17 protein-coding genes are annotated in these 17187 nt (G+C 73.1%); 5 read left to right on the forward strand and 12 right to left on the reverse strand.

The genetic code is table 11. From position 1 onward, the window contains the following. Positions 1 to 85 precede the first annotated feature (85 nt). From map to dxr, 8 genes are all read right to left on the reverse strand, one after another. Complete coding sequence (map, locus tag ACL02T_RS25820) at positions 86 to 937, reverse strand: type I methionyl aminopeptidase (protein WP_412833361.1); 852 nt, start codon at positions 935 to 937, stop codon at positions 86 to 88. 85 nt (positions 938 to 1022) lie between these two features. Then, on the reverse strand, positions 1023 to 1397 hold the full coding sequence (locus ACL02T_RS25825; protein WP_412833362.1) for a DUF3054 domain-containing protein: 375 nt from the start codon (positions 1395 to 1397) through the stop codon (positions 1023 to 1025). Between the two features lie 253 nt (positions 1398 to 1650). Next, complete coding sequence (locus ACL02T_RS25830) at positions 1651 to 3471, reverse strand: penicillin-binding transpeptidase domain-containing protein (RefSeq protein ID WP_412833363.1); 1821 nt, start codon at positions 3469 to 3471, stop codon at positions 1651 to 1653. Between the two features lie 137 nt (positions 3472 to 3608). Further along, the gene (locus ACL02T_RS25835; RefSeq protein WP_412833364.1) at positions 3609 to 4445 is read right to left on the reverse strand and encodes a GNAT family N-acetyltransferase; all 837 of its coding nucleotides are present in this window, start codon (positions 4443 to 4445) and stop codon (positions 3609 to 3611) included. 100 nt (positions 4446 to 4545) lie between these two features. After that, entirely contained in the window at positions 4546 to 5691 is a 1146-nt protein-coding gene (gene ispG, locus ACL02T_RS25840; protein WP_412833365.1) for a flavodoxin-dependent (E)-4-hydroxy-3-methylbut-2-enyl-diphosphate synthase, read from the reverse strand. 77 nt (positions 5692 to 5768) lie between these two features. Beyond that, a complete protein-coding gene (locus ACL02T_RS25845) occupies positions 5769 to 6260 on the reverse strand; it encodes a phosphatase domain-containing protein (RefSeq protein ID WP_412833366.1) in 492 nt (163 codons plus the stop codon). A gap of 123 nt (positions 6261 to 6383) precedes the next feature. Beyond that, positions 6384 to 7676, reverse strand: coding sequence for a M50 family metallopeptidase (locus ACL02T_RS25850; RefSeq protein WP_412833367.1), 1293 nt, complete (start codon positions 7674 to 7676; stop codon positions 6384 to 6386). Further along, positions 7673 to 8857, reverse strand: a complete 1185-nt coding sequence (gene dxr, locus ACL02T_RS25855) for a 1-deoxy-D-xylulose-5-phosphate reductoisomerase (protein ID WP_412833368.1) — start codon at positions 8855 to 8857, stop codon at positions 7673 to 7675. Before dxr ends, ACL02T_RS25850 begins: the two co-directional genes overlap by 4 nt. Before the next feature lie 84 nt (positions 8858 to 8941). Between dxr and ACL02T_RS25860 the strand changes: the two genes are divergently transcribed. Together ACL02T_RS25860 and ligD are read left to right on the forward strand one after the other, a co-directional pair. Further along, positions 8942 to 9193, forward strand: a complete 252-nt coding sequence (locus ACL02T_RS25860; RefSeq protein ID WP_412833369.1) for a DUF2631 domain-containing protein — start codon at positions 8942 to 8944, stop codon at positions 9191 to 9193. 17 nt (positions 9194 to 9210) lie between these two features. Next, positions 9211 to 10176: a non-homologous end-joining DNA ligase gene (gene ligD, locus ACL02T_RS25865; RefSeq protein ID WP_412833370.1), complete on the forward strand. Its 966-nt coding sequence runs from the start codon at positions 9211 to 9213 to the stop codon at positions 10174 to 10176. A 143-nt stretch (positions 10177 to 10319) separates the two neighbouring features. Here ligD and mug read toward each other — a convergent pair whose 3' ends face one another. From mug to ACL02T_RS25885, 4 genes are all read right to left on the reverse strand, one after another. Continuing rightward, positions 10320 to 10874 (reverse strand): G/U mismatch-specific DNA glycosylase, encoded by a 555-nt coding sequence (mug, locus tag ACL02T_RS25870; RefSeq protein WP_412833371.1) that lies wholly within the window; start codon positions 10872 to 10874, stop codon positions 10320 to 10322. A gap of 97 nt (positions 10875 to 10971) precedes the next feature. Next, positions 10972 to 11427, reverse strand: a complete 456-nt coding sequence (locus ACL02T_RS25875; RefSeq protein ID WP_412833372.1) for a MarR family winged helix-turn-helix transcriptional regulator — start codon at positions 11425 to 11427, stop codon at positions 10972 to 10974. Between the two features lie 49 nt (positions 11428 to 11476). Next, positions 11477 to 12544: an ATP-dependent DNA ligase gene (locus ACL02T_RS25880; RefSeq protein WP_412833373.1), complete on the reverse strand. Its 1068-nt coding sequence runs from the start codon at positions 12542 to 12544 to the stop codon at positions 11477 to 11479. Between the two features lie 71 nt (positions 12545 to 12615). Beyond that, positions 12616 to 13650 (reverse strand): LacI family DNA-binding transcriptional regulator, encoded by a 1035-nt coding sequence (locus ACL02T_RS25885; protein WP_412833451.1) that lies wholly within the window; start codon positions 13648 to 13650, stop codon positions 12616 to 12618. Positions 13651 to 14008: 358 nt separating this feature from the next. Here ACL02T_RS25885 and ACL02T_RS25890 point away from each other — a divergent pair, with 358 nt between their 5' ends. From ACL02T_RS25890 to ACL02T_RS25900, 3 genes are read left to right on the forward strand one after another with little or no spacing between them, the layout of a single operon-like run. Next, positions 14009 to 15358 (forward strand): ABC transporter substrate-binding protein, encoded by a 1350-nt coding sequence (locus ACL02T_RS25890; protein ID WP_412833452.1) that lies wholly within the window; start codon positions 14009 to 14011, stop codon positions 15356 to 15358. Continuing rightward, the gene (locus ACL02T_RS25895; protein WP_412833374.1) at positions 15355 to 16296 is read left to right on the forward strand and encodes a carbohydrate ABC transporter permease; all 942 of its coding nucleotides are present in this window, start codon (positions 15355 to 15357) and stop codon (positions 16294 to 16296) included. Before ACL02T_RS25890 ends, ACL02T_RS25895 begins: the two co-directional genes overlap by 4 nt. Further along, positions 16296 to 17171, forward strand: a complete 876-nt coding sequence (locus ACL02T_RS25900; RefSeq protein WP_412833375.1) for a carbohydrate ABC transporter permease — start codon at positions 16296 to 16298, stop codon at positions 17169 to 17171. Before ACL02T_RS25895 ends, ACL02T_RS25900 begins: the two co-directional genes overlap by 1 nt. Positions 17172 to 17187: the final 16 nt, after the last annotated feature.

Consider the following 17187-nt stretch of genomic DNA (forward strand, 5'->3'; position numbering starts at 1 on the left):
CGGGGACGGCGGCGAGCCTCCTCGAACCCGGGCGAACCCGCCCTCCGGGTCCGGCCCGCGGACCCTGACGGCTCGCGGAGACGCGTCAGGGCAGGGTGAGGATCTCGGCGCCGTCGGCCGTGACGAGCACGGTGTGCTCGAACTGCGCGGTCCTGCGCCGGTCCTTGGTCACGACGGTCCAGCCGTCGTCCCAGATGTCGTAGTCGATGGTGCCGAGGGTGATCATCGGCTCGATCGTGAACGTCATCCCGGTCTCGAGGACCGTGTGGACGTCGGGCTGGTCGTAGTGGAGCACCACCAGCCCGCTGTGGAAGGACCGGCCGATGCCGTGCCCGGTGAAGTCGCGGACCACGCCGTAGCCGAAGCGCTTGGCGTAGGACTCGATGACCCGCCCGACGACGTTGAGCTCGCGGCCCGGCCGCACCGCCTTGATCGCCCGCATGGTCGCCTCGCGGGTGCGCTCGACCAGCAGCCGGTCCTCCTCGGCGACGTCGCCGGCGAGGAAGGTGGCGTTCGTGTCCCCGTGCACACCCCCGATGAAGGCGGTCACGTCGATGTTGACGATGTCGCCGTCGCCCACCACGGTCGTGTCCGGGATCCCGTGGCAGATGACCTCGTTGAGGCTGGTGCAGCAGGACTTCGGGAAGCCCCGGTAGCCCAGCGTCGACGGGTACGCGTCGTGGTCGACCAGGAACTCGTGGACCCGGCGGTCGATCTCGTCCGTGGTGACGCCGGGCCGCACGGCCTCGCCACCCACCTGCAGCGCCTGCGCCGCGATCCGGCTCGCGACCCGCATCGCCTCGATGGTCTCCGGCGTCTGTACGTCCGAGTCCCGGCTCGGCGACGGCGCCTTCTTCCCGACGTACTCCGGCCGCGGGATGTGGGCGGGGACGTCACGGATCGGGGTCGGCGCGCCGGGAACGAGAACTGCGGTCACGTCTCGACTGTAGCTCCCGGACCCCGGCACCCTCCGCCGGCGGCGGTGCAGGTCGCACCGGCGGGTGCGACCACCCCGGCCGAGGTCAGCGGACGGAGGTGCGGTGGCGGGAGGTGAGGATGGCGATCCCCCGCCACCCCAGCAGGAACACCGCCAGCGAGACCGTGGCGACGATCGCGAAGCTCAGCGGCAGCCGGCCGGTGAAGGCCGCGCGCAGCAGCAGGCCGAGCACGACGGCACCGGCCAGCACGACCCCGCCCGCCCTGAACCCGACCGGGTGAGCCCGGACCCACGGCGTGGCCCACGCGGCGACCGCGCCGACGAGGAACGGGGCCGCGGTACCGAGCAGCCCGACGACACTGCCCGCCTCCGCGTGGCTCGCGCGACCGATCGCGGCGAAGACGAGCACGGCGACCGCGTCGGCGACGAAGGCGAGGACGGGGATGCGGGGACGGCGCACGGGTCGAGCCTACGCCCGCGCCCGGCGGGAGGGCCGCAGCGCCACGTCACGCCCCCTGCGCACCCGCCCGTCGATCACCGCCGCCATGATCACCCATCGCGTCCGGTGAAGGCGCCCGGCACCGCCACAGCCGCACGAGAACGCCGATCGAGGCCGTCATGATCGCCGACCACGTGCTGTCGGGGCGCCCCGCACCGCCCTCCCCGCACCGGATTGCCGATCATGGCCCGGACGGCGCCGGGCCCACCGCCCCTCACGCCCCCTGGAGGCCCGCCAGGAAGCGCTGGGCGACCCCGACCGCGGGGCCGGAGGAGCTGCCGTCGACCACGAGCACGGCGAAGGCGAGGTCGCCGCGGTAGCCCACGAACCACCCGTGCGCCCGGTTCGTGCCGTCCTGGCTGTACTCGGCGGTGCCCGTCTTGCCGTACACCTCGCCGGACCCGCGCAGCCCCGTGGCGGTCCCCTCGGTGACGACCCGCCGCATCATCGGGCGCAGCTGCTCGAGCGCGACGGCGTCCGGCTGCGTGGCGGCGGTGGCGGTCGTGGTGGGCCGGCCCCGGACCAGCTGCGGGACGACCGGGGCGCCGTGCGCGACCGTCGCCGCGACCAGGGCCATGCCGAAGGGCGTGGCGACCACCAGGCCCTGGCCGAAGCCGTCCGCGGCGCGCTGGACCAGGTCGTCGGCCGGCGGGACGTCACCGGTCACCGTGGTGAGTCCGGGCACCGCGTAGTCCGCCCCGAACCCGAGCTGCAGCCCCGCGGTGGGCAGGGCGTCGGGCGCGAGCCGGGCGGCGAGGGTCGCGAACGTGGTGTTGCAGGACCGGGCGAAGGCCTCCTGGAGCGGCACCGTGCCCAGCGCGAACTCGTCCTCGTTCGGCACCACCCGCCCGCCGATCGACGTCGTGCCGGGACAGGGCACCGGGGTCGTGGCCGTGACCCCGAGGTTCTGCAGCGCGGCGTTCGCCGTCACGATCTTGAAGGTGGAGCCCGGCGGGTACCGGCCGGTGAACGAGATCGCGCCGGCCCGGTCGGCGGCGGCGTTCTGGGCCGCGGCGAGGACGTCGCCGGTCGACGGCTGGACCGCCACGATCGCGACCTGCTGCGGCACCGTGTCCGCGGCGTCCTCGGCGGCGGCCTGGATCGTGCGGTCCAGGCTGACCTGCGCGGTGGTGCCGGGCGTGACGGGCTGCTCGGTGAGCGTCTTCTGCGTGGCCCCGGTGCTGTCGACGGCGTCGACGGACCAGCCGTCCGTGCCGTTGACCTGCGCCGCGACCTCGGTCCGCACGCCGGGCAGCACCTGGGAGGCGAAGTCGGCATCGGGCGCCAGCAGCCGCGACGACGAGGTGAACCGCACCCCGGGCAGGTCGTGGATCTCCCCACGGACGGTCTGGTAGTCGGCCTCGCGCAGCACCGCGACGGTGTAGGCCTGCCCGTCGGGCGTGCGCGCCGCGCCGTCGGTGATCGACTGCTGGGTGATCTCCCGGTCGATCGGGCCGAGCGCGCGGGCGAGCGTGCCGGTGACGGCGTCGAGGTCGCCGGTCGCCTTGCGGTCCAGCAGGATCGTGACGACCTTCGTCGGCGCGAGCAGGGGCGTGCCGTCGCGGTCGGTGACCGGCGCCGGGTCCGGGCTGGTGGTGCGCAGCGCGAGGGTCTGCCCCGCCTGCAGGTCCGGGTGCACCGCCCCGGGCACCCAGTGGATCCGCCAGCCGGTCTCCGCGTCCGGGGCGGGCCGCAGGTCCAGCTGCGTGAGGTAGCTCCAGCGTCGGTCCTGGCCGAGCTCCCAGGTCACGTTCACCGAGGCCGACGACCGCTCCCCCGCCGTGCGGACCTGCGCCACCCCCGCGGTGATCGCGGTCGGCCCGAGGGCGGCGCGGGCCGAGCCGAGCAGCTCGGCGGCGGCCTCGGGGTCGTCCGTCCGGGCGGCGGCCCCGGCGTCGTCGCCCGCGGTCCAGGCCCGGAGGTAGGCGTCGACGGTGTCCTGCGGGCCGCTGTCGCCGAACAGCCCGCACCCGGCCGTCGCGAGCACCGTCACCAGGGCGAGCAGGAGGGCCGGGATCCGAGCGGGTCGGGGCACCGGACGAGTATGCATGAGCGACCCACAATGCCATTTCGGGGCCCGGGAGAGCGCATTATGGTTCCATACCGCGCGGAGAAGGCCTCCGAAAGCGCGTTATGGTTCCATGATGCGCGCGGCACCGGGACGAGCCGGTGTCAGAACAGGACCGTGGCGAAACTCGCGACCTGCGTGAACCCGATGCGGTCGTAGGTGCGGCGGGCGGGCGTGTTGAAACCGTTGACGTAGAGGCTGGAGATCCGGCCGAGCGCGGTGAGCCGCTCGACGACGGCGGCGGTCCCGACCGTGCCCAATCCCTCACCGCGGCGCGCCGGGTGCACCCACACACCCTGGATCTGCCCGACCCGGGAGGACATCGCGCCGATCTCGGCCTTGAACACGACCTCGCCGTTCTCGTCGAAACGCGCGAACGCCCGGCCCGCCGAGATCAGCTCGGCCACCCGGGCGCGGTAGCCCGCACCGCCGTCGCCGGCCCGCGGGTCGACGCCGACCTCCTCGGTGAACATCGCGACGGCGGCGGGCAGGTACCGGTCGATCTCCCCCGGCCGCACCGGCCGGACCTGCGGGTCCGGGGCGAGGCGCGGCGGGCCGGCCAGCACCATCAGCGGCTGGTCGGCGCGCACCTCGCGGGCGGGTGCCCAGCTCGGCGCGAGCTCCTCCCACAGCGGCAGGACGAGCTCGGCCCGCCCGACGAGCGACGAGCAGGAGCGGCCGTGCCGGCGCGCGCGGTCCGCGAAGGCGCGGATGGCCCCGCGCTGCCCGCGCAGCGGGACGAGGTTGGCCCCGGAGAAGCAGAGACCCTCGAGCCGGGACCCCGACGCCCAGATCTCGCCGCCGAGCCGCCAGGGATCCAGCCCGGCCGCCTCGATCCGCGCCGCGACCATGCACGAGGCCACGGGGTCGGCCTCCAAGGCGTCGCGGACGGCCCCGCGGTCCCGATCATCGAGCAACCGAGCCCCGGCGACCCTCAGCACCCCTCTACGGTGCCACACCCGAGGCGTGCTGCCCACGCCAGGATCAGCGGCCCGATCACCGGCGCGGTCACCCCCGCCCCGCAGGACGTCCATCAGGTGGTCACCCGACGGTCACCGACGGCTCGCCGGCGCCCTCCTCCAGCGTCTCGGCGATCTTCATCGCCTCCTCGATCAGGGTCTCCACGATGGCGTGCTCGGGCACGGTCTTGATGACCTCGCCCTTGACGAAGATCTGGCCCTTGCCGTTGCCCGACGCCACGCCGAGGTCGGCCTCGCGGGCCTCGCCCGGGCCGTTGACCACACAGCCCATGACGGCGACGCGCAGCGGCACCTCCATCCCGGTGAGCCCCGCGGTGACCTGGTCGGCCAGCTTGTAGACGTCGACCTGGGCGCGCCCGCACGACGGGCAGGACACGATCTCCAGGCGGCGCGGCTTGAGGTTCAGCGACTCGAGGATCTGCCGGCCGACCTTGACCTCCTGCACCGGCGGCGCCGACAGCGACACGCGAATGGTGTCGCCGATGCCCTGCGACAGCAGCGCGCCGAACGCCACCGCGGACTTGATGGTGCCCTGGAACTCCGGCCCGGCCTCGGTGACGCCGAGGTGCAGCGGGTAGTCGCACTGCTCGGCCAGCAGCTCGTAGGCCCGGACCATGACCACCGGGTCGTTGTGCTTGACCGAGATCTTGATGTCGTGGAAGTCGTGTTCGGCGAACAGGCTCGCCTCCCACATCGCCGACTCGGCGAGGGCCTCCGGGGTGGCCTTGCCGTACTTCTGCAGCAGCCGCTTGTCCAGCGAGCCGGCGTTGACGCCGATCCGGATCGGGGTGCCGTGGTCCTTGGCGGCCCGGGCGATCTCCTTGACCTGGTCGTCGAACTTCCGGATGTTGCCCGGGTTGACGCGCACGGCCGCACAGCCGGCCTCGATCGCGGCGAAGACGTACTTCGGCTGGAAGTGGATGTCGGCGATGACCGGGATCTGCGCCTTGCGGGCGATCGCCGGCAGCGCGTCGGCGTCGTCCTGGCTCGGGCAGGCGACGCGCACGATGTCGCAGCCCGCCGCGGTCAGCTCCGCGATCTGCTGCAACGTGGAGTTGATGTCGGAGGTCAGGGTGGTGGTCATCGACTGCACCGAGATGGGGTGCTCGCTGCCGACCCCGACCGGCCCGACCATCAGCTGCCGCGTCGGGCGGCGCGGCGCCAGGGTGGGAGCGGGGGTCGAGGGCATTCCCAGGGAGACGCTCACGATCCCCAGTATGCGCCTGTCCGGCTCGGACATCCGCGTGACCCGCGACTCCGCCATCGCCTCCGCCGTGCGTGGCCCTACGTTCGCCCCTTGTTCTCCTGCGCGTCCTGCAGGGTCGACGAGTGCGGCAGCCAGGTGGCCAGCTCGACCGGCCAGCCGTCGGCCTGCAGCACCCGGACGACGGCGGGGTCGTCGTCGATCACCGAGGCGATCTCGCGGCGGTCGGCGAGCAGGCGCAGGACCTCCCGCTTCATCATCCGGGCCGGCCGGTGGTCGTCGTCCTCCCGCATGAACAGCGGGCCGGTGGGCAGGTCGTGCCCGGCGAGCCAGCGCTCGGTGAGCCGCCGGTTCCGCTCCGGCCGCCCGGTCAGGTAGACGACGTCGTGGTCGGACCGGGCGGCGCGCAGCCGCTCCGCGCCCTCCTCGAGCAGCGGGTCGACGTCCGCGGCCGCGAAGAACCGCTCCCAGCGCTGCGGCCGGGCGCGGAGGTGGTGCAGCCGGTGGGTGACGTCGGCCAGGACGCCGTCGATGTCGAACACGGCCAGCGCCCGGGTCCCGTTGCGGGTCACAGCACGATCACCGGTCCAGTATCCCCGGTGATCGCCGGCCCGGCCGGATCGGCCCGGGCCGGGCCGGGCCGGGCCGATCAGGCCAGCCGGACGGAGTTGATCAGCCCGGCCGGACGGGGTCGATCAGCCCAGCCGGACGGGGTTGATCACGTCGGCCACGAACACCAGCGCGCTCCAGCCGATGAAGATCAGCGCGACCGTCATCGCCACCGGCATCAGCCTGGCCGCGTCGACGGGGCCGGGGTCCGGCTTGCCGCGCAGCATCGCGAGCCGTCGCCGGATCGCCTCCCAGATCGCCGGGAAGATCTGTCCGCCGTCGAGCGGCGGGATCGGCAGCAGGTTGAACAGGAACAGCGAGATGTTCACCAGCGCGAGCAGCGACAGGAACGCCGCGATCTCCTGACCGGGCGGCGCGTCGGAGGCGAGGATCTGCCCGCCGATCCGGGAGGCGCCCACGATCCCGACCGGCGAGTCCCGGTCGCGCTCCTCGCCCAGGAAGACCGACCCGAACAGGTTCGGCACCCGCTGCGGCATCTCGACGAGCTTCTCCCCGACCTGGGAGACGATGTCGACCATCGTGGTGCCGACCGCGCCGATGCCCTGGCGCTGGATCTCGCGCAGCGGCGAGAGGCCGAGGAAGCTGGCCTGCTCGGTCCTGGCCGGGTCGTCGAGGTCCGGCAGCGTGGTGGTGATGAGCGTGGGCGTCAGCGTGACCAGCTGACCGCCGCGGTCCACGACGACGGTGACGGTCCCGCCGGCCTGCCGGATGGCGAGCTGCAGGTCCTCCCACCGTTCGTACGGCTGCCCGTTGAACGACACGATCCGGTCGCCCGGCCGGAAGCCCGCGGCCGCGGCCGGGGTGGGCGGCGCGCCGGCCGGACAGGTGTCGGTCTGCGAGGCGGTGGCGGGCAGGACGCACTGGCTGACCGTGCTCACGGTGAGCGTGGAGGTCAGCTGCCCGAAGCCCATGAGCACGACCGCGAACAGCACGACCGCGAGGATCAGGTTCATGATCGGCCCGGCGGCCATCACGATGATCCGCTTCCACGGGCGGCGCGTGTAGAACTGCCGGTCCGCGTCCTCCGGCCCGACATCGGCCATCGAGGCCTGCCGGGCGTCGTCGATCAGGCCCTGGAACGGACCGGTGCGCCGGCTGCGCCCGTAGGCCTCGCCCCTGGCCGGCGGCAGCATGCCGATCATCCGGATGTAGCCGCCGAGCGGGACGGCCTTCACCCCGAACTCGGTCTCGCCGGCCTTTCGCGACCACAGGGTCCTGCCGAACCCGACGAAGAACTCCGGGACCTTGATCCCGAACCACTTGGCCGTGGCGAAGTGGCCGAGCTCGTGCCAGGCCACCGAGAACAGGATGCCGAGGAAGAAGATGACGATCCCGACGATCGTCCACAGAACGGTCACAGCACTCTCTCCTGCGCGTGAGCCCGCGCCCACTCCTCCGCCGCCAGGACGTCCGCCACGGTAGCGGGATCCCCGGACCAGGCGTCGGCGGCCGCCAGCACCCGCTCGAGCTCGTCGGTGATGGCGGTGTAGCCGATCCGGCCGGCCACGAAGGCCGCGACCAGCTCCTCGTTGGCGGCGTTGAACACCGCCGGCAGGCACCCGCCGGTCTCCCCCGCCGCGCGGGCCAGCCGCACACCCGGGAACGCCTCGTGGTCGAGCGGTTCGAAGGTCCAGCTCTGCGCGGTGTCCCAGGTGCACTGCGGGGCCGCACCGGGCACCCGCTGCGGCCAGCCGAGCGCGAGCGCGATCGGCAGCCGCATGTCCGGCGGGCTCGCCTGCGCGATCGTCGCGCCGTCGACGAAAGTGACCATGGAGTGCACGATCGACTGCGGGTGCACCACGACGTCGATCCGCTCGTAGGGCACGTCGAACAGCAGGTGCGCCTCGATCAGCTCCAGGCCCTTGTTGACGAGCGTGGCCGAGTTGATCGTGACGACCGGTCCCATGTCCCAGGTCGGGTGCTTGAGGGCGTCCTCGACGGACACGTGCTCGAGGTCGCGGCGCGGCCGCCCGCGGAACGGCCCGCCCGACGCGGTGAGCACCAGCCGGGCGACCTCGTCCCGGCTGCCCCCGCGCAGGCACTGGGCCAGCGCCGAGTGCTCGGAGTCGACGGGGACGAGCCGGTCGGACCCGCCGTGCTCCCGGGCCGCGTCGAGCACCAGCGGCCCGCCCGCGACCAGCGACTCCTTGTTGGCCAGCGCGAGCACCGCGCCCGCGCGCAGGGCGGCGAGGGTGGGCCCGAGACCACGCGATCCGGTGATGCCGTTGAGCACGACCTCGGCCGGTGTGGACTCCACCAGCTCGGCGGCGGCGCCCGGCCCGTCGAGCACCTCCAGGTCCGGCACCACGCCGTCCAGCTCCGCCCGCAACCGGGCGGCCGCGGCGCGGTCGGCGACGGCCACCCGGCCGACCCCGGTCGCCTTGACCTGGGAGGCGAGCAGCCCGACGTCGCCACCACCGGCGGCGAGGCCGGCCACGGTGAACCGGCCAGCCGCCCGGTCGACGACCTCCAGGGCCTGGGTCCCGATCGAGCCGGTCGAGCCCAGGACCAGCACCGACCGCGGGGGGTTCGCGTTCATCACCGCCCATCATCCCCGCCGCGGTGTTGTGCGACGATGAGGCCCGCACGACACCAGCCCCACCCGGCGATCCAGGAGGAACAGATGGCGAGCAGCTCCCGCGAGCTGGCGAAGGTCGACCCCGCGGACGAGCCCTCGGCCGAGTGGGGCTGGCACGGCACGTTCCCCAAGGCGACGTCCATCGCCGGGATCGTCGTGGCGATCGTGCTCTGCCTGCTCCTCATCGGGCATTCCACGAGCGTCACGGAGATCCTCTTCACGGTGATCCCGGCGGCGGTCATCTTCTTCGGTGTGCTCTACGGGAACCTCCGCAGGCGCAAGGACTGGCGCCACTGACCCACCGGGCGGATCCGGTGGCGGGCGGCGCGGGCGCCGCGGTCGAGCTGGAGGTCGGGGACCGCACGGTCCGGCTCTCCAGCCCCGACCGCGTGTACTTCGCCGCGCGCGGCGAGACCAAGCTGGACCTCGCCCGCTACTACCTGGCCGTGGGCGACGGGATCGTCCGCGCCCTGCGCGAGCGGCCCTGCATGCTGCACCGGTTCCCCACCGGGACCGACGGGGAGAAGGTGCACCAGAAGCGCCTGCCGCGCGGCGCCCCGGAGTGGGTGCGCACGGTGCGCGTGCACTTCCCGCGCTACCACCGGCACGCCGACGAGCTGTGCGTGAGCCACCTCGCCGACGTCATCTGGGCGGTGCAGATGTCCACGGTCGAGTTCCACCCGTGGAACTCCCGCGCCGCCGACACCGAGGCGCCCGACGAGTGGCGCATCGACCTCGACCCCATGCCGGAGGCGTCGTACGCCGACGTCCGCCGGGTCGCCCACGTGGCCCACGAGGTGCTCGACGAGCTGGGCGCGACCGGGTACCCGAAGACCTCCGGCGGCAAGGGCATGCACGTCTACGTGCGGATCCCGCCGGAGCACGGGTTCGCCGAGGTGCGCCGCGCCGCGCACGCGTTCGCCCGCGAGGTGGCGCGGCGCTGCCCGGTGGTCGACCTGAGCTGGTGGCGCAAGGACCGCGACCCGAGATCCGTCTTCGTCGACTACAACCAGAACGCCCGCGACCACACCATCGCCTCCGCGTACTCGGTGCGCGGCACGCCCGAGGGCCGGGTCTCCACGCCGATCCGCTGGGACGAGGTCGACTCGGCCGAACCCGGCGACTTCACCATCGCGACCGTGCCAGCCCGCTTCGCCGAGCTCGGCGACCTGCACGCCGGGATCGACGACGACGCCTTCCGCATCGAACCCCTGCTGGAGTGGGCGGACCGGGACGCCCGGGACTCCGGCGAGGACGTGCCGGACCTCGACGACCTCTGAACGGAGCGCCGGGCGGAGCGCCGAAGGGAGCGCCGAACGGGCCGCCGGACGACGCCCCGGGCGCCGGCGCATCCGCCGCTCCCGCGTCGTCTCGGGTCGCCGGGGTCGTGGTCCGCAGCGGACCCGCGCGACCGGGCGCGGCCTCAGAAGGCGGCGGCCCGCAGCCGCGCGAACTCCTCGGCCAGCGCCGCCCGCGACCAGTGGGCGTTGAGGCCGCTGGGATTGGGCAGCACCCAGATGCGGGTGGCCCCGAGCGTCGGCTCCTGCGCCCCCACGATGGCCCCGCGGTCGGCGAAGGCGGTGCGGTAGGCCCCGAGTCCGACGACGGCGAGCCAGGTCGGCCGCAGCCGGCGCACCAGCGCCCGCAGGACCTCGCCGCCCTCGACCAGCTCGGCGTCGGTCAGCTCACCGGCCCGCGCGGTGGGGCGCGCGGCCATGTTGGTGATGCCCATCCCCCAGCCCGGCAGCGCCCCCTGCTCGTCCGGGCGCAGCCGCCGGGGGGTGAACCCGGAGTCGTGCAGCACGGGCCAGAAGCGGTTGCCGGGGCGGGCGAAGTGGTGGCCCGTCGCGGCCGAGACGAGGCCGGGGTTGATGCCGCAGAAGAGCACCCGCAGCGTCGGGTCCGCCGGGCCGGGCAGGACGTCCGGGAGCGGGCGCTCCCGTGCGGCCTCCAGTTGGGCCGCGGTCGGCATCGCCATGCGGCCATCATCGTCCCGGGCATCGGGACGCGCACCCGGATCCGGGCGGAAGGGCCCGTTCGGGCGGGACGTCCGGGCCGGTCCGCCGGCCGCACCGTCAGGACAGGTTGCGGGCCATCCGCCGCAGGACCGCGATCGCGGCGCGGTACTCGTCGTCGCCCACTCCCTCGGTGATGCGGGCCCGGTGATCGCGGACGGCGGCGACCAGCCGGCCGCGGGCCGCGGCGCCGGCGGGGGTGATCGTCACCCGGCCGGCGGCCTCCTGCACCCAGCCCTTCGCGCGCAGTTGGTCGAGCACCATCCGGATCTCGGGGTCGCTCCCCCGGAACGCGGCCAGCGACGAGTCGAGCGCGGCGACGGTGTCGGCGCCCCCGGCGATCGCGTTGAGCGTCCGCCAGTGCCGGCGGCCGATCCCCTCGCCGGCGAGCGTGCGGTCGAGCGAGGACTCGATCAGCCGGTCGACGTGCTTGAGCCACCAGCCGATCGGTCGGTCGGCCGAGTGGTCGCAGCCGGGCCCGTGCACGTGTCCGGGCCGGTCGTGGGCGGTGTCCACGTGATCAGGATGCCCCGTCGGCGGCCGGGTGACCAGCGGTGACGAGGGTTCAACCGTTGGCCAGCACCCGGGCGAGGTCGAAGGAGACCGGCCGCTCGAGCTGCTCGTAGGTGCACGAACCGGGGTCCCGGTCCGGCCGCCAGCGGACGAACTGCGCGGTGTGCCGGAAGCGCGCACCCTCCATGTAGTCGTAGCGCACCTCGACGACCCGCTCGGGCCGCAGCGGGACGAACGACAGGTCCTTGCCCGCGTTCCACCGGCTGGTCTCGTTCTTGCGCGGTGTCCGCTCGCCCTCCAGGTGCGCCGCCCAGTTCCACGGGTGCCCCTCGAAGCCGGTGACCAGCGGCTGGAGCTCGGTGAACAACGCCCTCCGGGTCGCCATCGGGAACGCCCCGACGACCCCGACGGAGGCCAGCACGCCCCGCTCGTCGAACAGGCCGAGCAGCAGCGAGCCGATGGCGTCGGGCCCGGACTTGTGCACCCGGTACCCGGCGACCACGCAGTCGCAGGTGCGCTCGTGCTTGATCTTGGCCATCACCCGCTTGTCCGGCTGGTAGGTCTGGTCGGCCTTCTTCGCGATCAGCCCGTCGAGCCCGGCGCCCTCGAACTGCTCGAACCAGCGGCGCGCCTCGTCCGTGTCACGGGTCAGCGGGGTGAGGTGGACCGGCGCCCCGGCCTCGGCCAGCGCCTCCTCCAGCCGGGCGCGGCGCAGCTCGAACGGCTCGCCGGTGAGGTCCTCGTCGCCGACGGCGAGCAGGTCGAACGCGACGAAGCTCGCCGGCGTCTGCTCCGACAGCAGGGTCACCCGGCTCGCGGCGGGGTGGATGCGCTGCTGGAGGGCCTCGAAGTCCAGGGTGTTGCGGGCGGTGTCGGCCACGACGATCTCGCCGTCGATCACCGCGCGTTCCGGGAAGTTCGCCAGCACCGCCTCGACGACCTCGGGGAAGTAGCGCGTCATCGGCCGCTCGTTGCGGCTGCCGATCTCCACCTCCGCCCCGTCGCGGAACACGATCGACCGGAAGCCGTCCCACTTCGGCTCGTAGAGCTGACCGGGCGGGATGTCCTTGATCGGCTTGGCCAGCATCGGTGCGACGGGCGGCATCACGGGCAGGTCCACGACGCCCAGTGTGTCGTGCGGCGGCGGCCGGGGCGAGCGGACTCCCCCGGCGGCGGCCCCGTCGCCGCAGCTCACCCGGCGTCGTGAGTGGCCGGTGCCGGTCCGCGGGTGGGCGCCGGGGCCGGGCAGCCGCAGGAGTCGCGGTGCACGAACCGGGGGGTGCGGCGGGTGGTCACGGGCTCGGCGGTGGGGTCGGCCATCCGGCGCAGCAGCAGCCGCACCGCCTCCCGGCCGATCTCGCCGAAGGGCTGCGCCACGACGGTCAGCCGCGGGGCGAAGAGGTCGGCCCACGGGAAGTCGTCGAAGCAGGCCAGCGCGATGTCCCGCGGCACCTCGACGCCCGCCTCCCGGAAGGCCTGCATCGCCCCGATCGTCATCGAGTTGTTGCCGGTGATCACTGCCGTCGGCGGGCGGACCATGGCGAGCAGCGCGTGCACGGCGACCCGGGCCGGATCCTCGGCGGAGTGCCCGTCGACCAGCAGCCGGGGGTCCTCGTCGAGCCCCGCGCGACGCAGCCCACGCCGGTAGCCCTCGACCCGCTCGACCGTCGTCTGCAGCCCCGGGCGACCGGCGACCAGCGCGATCCGGGTGTGCCCGCGCCCGGCGAGGTGGGCGACGAGACCCGCGACCGCCTCGACGTTCTCGCTGCCGACCTGGTCCATCCGCGCGTCGATCAGCCGGTCGACCAGGACGGTCGGCACGCCGCGGTCGGTCAGGTACGTCAGCGCCGCCTCCGGGCGGGCGGACGGGGCGAGCAGCACGCCGTCGACCCGGCGGGCGTGCAGCCGACGGATCACCGTGTGCTCGTAGTCCGGGTCCTCGTGCGGGTCGACGAGCAGCAGCGTGTAGCCCTCCCGGGCGGCCTCGGCCTCGATCGCGTGGATGAGCTCGCCCAGGAACGGGTTGGAGATCGCCGACAGGGCCAGGCCGATCGTGGTGGTGCGGGCCGTGGCGAGCGACTGCGCCACGCTGTTGGGGGTGTAGTCGGCGGCCCGGACGGCCTCGAGCACCAGGGCCCGGGTCTCGGGCCGGACGGCGCGGGTCCCGTTGAGCACGTGCGACACCGTCGCGATCGACACCCCGGCCAGCCGCGCCACGTCGGCCATCGTCGCCACGGACACCTCCCCGGTCCACCGGACCCACGCCGGCACCCGAAGGCGCCTGTGCACGTGAGCTGCATCACTCCAGAGAGCAAGCTACCGCACGTAAACGCTTGCGCAAACGCTTAACTTCCCCTTACCGTGCTTTCCGTCGTGACATGGAACACGTCCGTGGCGGGTCTGCTCGACGGGGCCCGCCGAGGCACGACGACCCGGCCGCGGGTCCGGCGGAACCGCCGTCGCGGCGGGGCCGCCGACGGCGACCGATCAGGAGGGCATCGTGGCCCCACCGCACAGGAGATCCGACCGACCGCCCCCTCGCGCCCCTGGCCGTCTCCGGCTCGCCCGGTCGGGGCCCCTCGCGCTGCTCGCCGCCCTGGCGCTGGCCCTCTCCGGCTGCGCCGGCGCCGGCGACCTCGGCGGCGGGGGTGAGGGCCAGCGCACGATCACGATCGCGATCGTGTCCAACCCGCAGATGCAGGACGCCATCGCGCTCTCCCCGCAGTTCGAGGCGGAGAACCCCGGGATCCGGCTGAGGTTCGTGAGCCTGTCCGAGAACGAGGCGCGCGCCAAGATCACGGCGTCGGTCGCGACCGGCGGCGGCGAGTTCGACGCGGTCATGATCTCGAACTACGAGACGCCGCAGTGGGCCGCCAACGGCTGGCTCGTCGACCTCGACCCGTTGATGGCCCGCACCCCGGGCTACGACGAGGACGACTTCATCCCGGCGGTCCGCCAGGCCCTCTCGGGGCCGGACGGGCACATGTACTCGGTGCCGTTCTACGGCGAGTCGTCCTTCCTGATGTACCGCAAGGACCTGTTCGACCAGGCCGGGATCACGCTGTCCGCGCAGCCGACCTGGCCCGAGGTCGCGGCCGCGGCGCAGAAGCTCGACGACCCGGCGACCGGGATGGCGGGCATCTGCCTGCGCGGCAAGCCCGGCTGGGGCGAGGTCATGGCGCCGTTCGACACCGTCGCCAACACCTTCGGCGCCCGCTGGTACGACATGCAGTGGAACGCCCAGCTCACCTCGCCGCAGTTCCGCGAGGCCGCGAACTTCTACGTCGACCTCGTCCGCCGCTACGGCGAGCCGGGCGCGCCGACGGCCGGGTTCAGCGAGTGCGGCACGCAGTTCAGCCAGGGCAACGCGGCCATGTGGTACGACGCCACGGTCGCGGCGGGCATCGTGGAGAACCCCGAGGAGAGCCGGGTCGCCGGCAAGGTCGGCTACGCGCCGGCTCCGATCGTGGTGAAGCCCGACTCCGGCTGGCTCTACACCTGGTCGCTCGCCATCCCGAAGACCTCGGACGAGAAGGGCAGCACCTCCGACACCTGGAAGTTCCTGTCCTGGATGACGAGCAAGGAGTACGCGCAGATGGTCGGCGAGCAGCTCGGGTGGGAGCACGTCCCGCCGGGCGCCCGGCAGTCGACCTACCAGATCCCCGAGTACGTCGAGGCGTCGAAGGCCTACGCCCAGCAGACGCTCGACGCCATCGCGGCGGCCGACCAGCAGAACCCGACGGTCGAGCCGGTGCCCTACACCGGGGTGCAGTTCCTCGCGATCCCCGAGTTCCAGGACCTGGGGACGCGGGTCAGCCAGCAGCTCTCGGCGGCCATCGCCGGCCAGAAGTCGACGGACGAGGCGCTGGAGCAGGCCCAGGTCTATGCCGAGACCGTCGGCGAGTCCTACCAGCGACAGGGGGCCGGACAATGACCGTCACCGCCGAACGGCCCGCGGAGCTCACGCCCCGCCGGCCCGACCGCGGACCGGGATCGCGGGCCGACGGATGGATCCGCCGCGCCCCGCTGCTGCCCGCGCTGATCTTCACGATCATCGTCACGCAGCTGCCGTTCCTGTTCACCATCTACTACTCGCTGCAGTCCTGGAACCTGGTGCGGCCGGGCAGCCGGCAGTTCGTGGGCGTGGACAACTACATCCTGGTGTTCACGGACAGCCAGTTCCGCCAGGTCGCGCTCAACACCGTGGTGCTGACCGCCGGCGCGGTGCTGTTCTCGCTGCTCTTCGGGCTGCTGTTCGCGCTGCTCCTGGACCGGGCCTTCCTCGGCCGGGGGTTCGTCCGCACCCTGCTGATCACGCCGTTCCTCATCACGCCGGTCGCCGCCGCGCTGCTGTGGAAGACGGTCCTGTTCGACCCGACCTACGGCCTGATCAACTTCGTGCTCTCGCCCTTCGGGGTCGGCCAGGTCGACTGGATCTCGACCTTCCCGCTGACCTCGGTGATGGTGGCCCTGGTCTGGCAGTGGACGCCGTTCATGATGCTGCTGATCCTCGCGGGCCTGCAGAGCCAGCCGCACGACGTGCTGGAGGCGGCCCGGGTGGACGGGGCGTCCACGTGGGGCGTCTTCCGCGAGGTGACGATCCCGCACCTGCGCCGGTTCCTCGAGCTGGGCATCGTGCTCGGCGCGATCTACCTGATCAACACCTTCGACGCCATCTACATGATGACCCAGGGCGGCCCGGGCATCGCCAGCGCCAACCTGCCCTTCTACATCTACCAGCGGGCGTTCCTGGGCTTCGACATCGGACAGTCCGCCGCGATGGGCGTGGTCGTCGTGATCGCCACGATCATCATCGCCACGTTCGCCCTGCGGCTGATCTTCCGCAGCTTCTCCGGAGGAGAGGAGACGTGATGGCCGCCCCCACCACGGAGCGCCCCGCTGCGCCCCGTACCGAGGACCTGGCCCCCGCGCGGCACCGGAAGGTGGGCGCCGGCCTGCTCACGGTGCTGACGTGGATCGTCGGCATCGGATTCTTCTTCCCGATCCTGTGGATGGTGCTCACCGCCTTCAAGCAGGAGGCGGACGCCTACACCACGCCGCCGACGCTGTTCTTCACGCCGACGCTGGAGCAGTTCCGCATCGTGTTCGACTCCGGCATCGGCCCCTACCTGCTGAACTCGCTGTTCGCCACGGTCGTCTCGACGATCCTGGTGCTGGTGCTGGCCACGCCCGCGGCCTTCGCGGTGTCGCTGCGCCCGGTGAAGAAGACCCAGGACGTGCTGTTCTTCTTCATCTCCACGAAGATGCTCCCGGTCGTGGCGGCGATCGTGCCGATCTACGTCGTCGTCAACAACATCGGGATGCTCGACAACATCTGGACGCTGATCGTCCTCTACACGGCCATGAACCTGCCGATCGCCGTGTGGATGATGCGGTCGTTCTTCCAGGAGGTCCCCAAGGAGCTGCTGGAGGCGGCGAGCATGGACGGAGCCTCGCTCGCGCGGTCGCTGCGCGAGGTCGTGCTCCCGGTCATCTCCCCCGGCATGGCGGCCACCGCCCTGATCTGTGTGATCTTCGCGTGGAACGAGTTCTTCTTCGCCGTCAACCTCACGGCCGCCCGGGCCGCGACGGTGCCGGTGTTCCTCGTCGGGTTCATCACGTCCGAGGGGCTGTACTTCGCCAAGCTGTGCGCCGCGGCCACCCTGGCCGCCCTGCCCGTCGTCATCGCCGGGTGGGTCGCGCAGAACAAGCTCGTCCAGGGCCTCTCCTTCGGGGCTGTCAAGTGAGCGGGGCCCGTCAAGT

The sequence above is a fragment of the Pseudonocardia oceanicola genome (genome assembly GCF_047200735.1).
Taxonomy (GTDB): domain Bacteria; phylum Actinomycetota; class Actinomycetes; order Mycobacteriales; family Pseudonocardiaceae; genus Pseudonocardia.

Coding starts and splice junctions, on each gene's coding strand:
- dxr (WP_412833368.1), bottom strand. CDS start 8,857: ATGAACGCGAACCCCCCGCGGTCGGTGCTGGTCCTGGGCTCGACCGGC.
- ACL02T_RS25900 (WP_412833375.1), top strand. CDS start 16,296: ATGGCCGCCCCCACCACGGAGCGCCCCGCTGCGCCCCGTACCGAGGAC.
- ACL02T_RS25895 (WP_412833374.1), top strand. CDS start 15,355: ATGACCGTCACCGCCGAACGGCCCGCGGAGCTCACGCCCCGCCGGCCC.
- ACL02T_RS25860 (WP_412833369.1), top strand. CDS start 8,942: ATGGCGAGCAGCTCCCGCGAGCTGGCGAAGGTCGACCCCGCGGACGAG.
- ACL02T_RS25885 (WP_412833451.1), bottom strand. CDS start 13,650: ATGGCCGACGTGGCGCGGCTGGCCGGGGTGTCGATCGCGACGGTGTCG.
- mug (WP_412833371.1), bottom strand. CDS start 10,874: ATGGCGATGCCGACCGCGGCCCAACTGGAGGCCGCACGGGAGCGCCCG.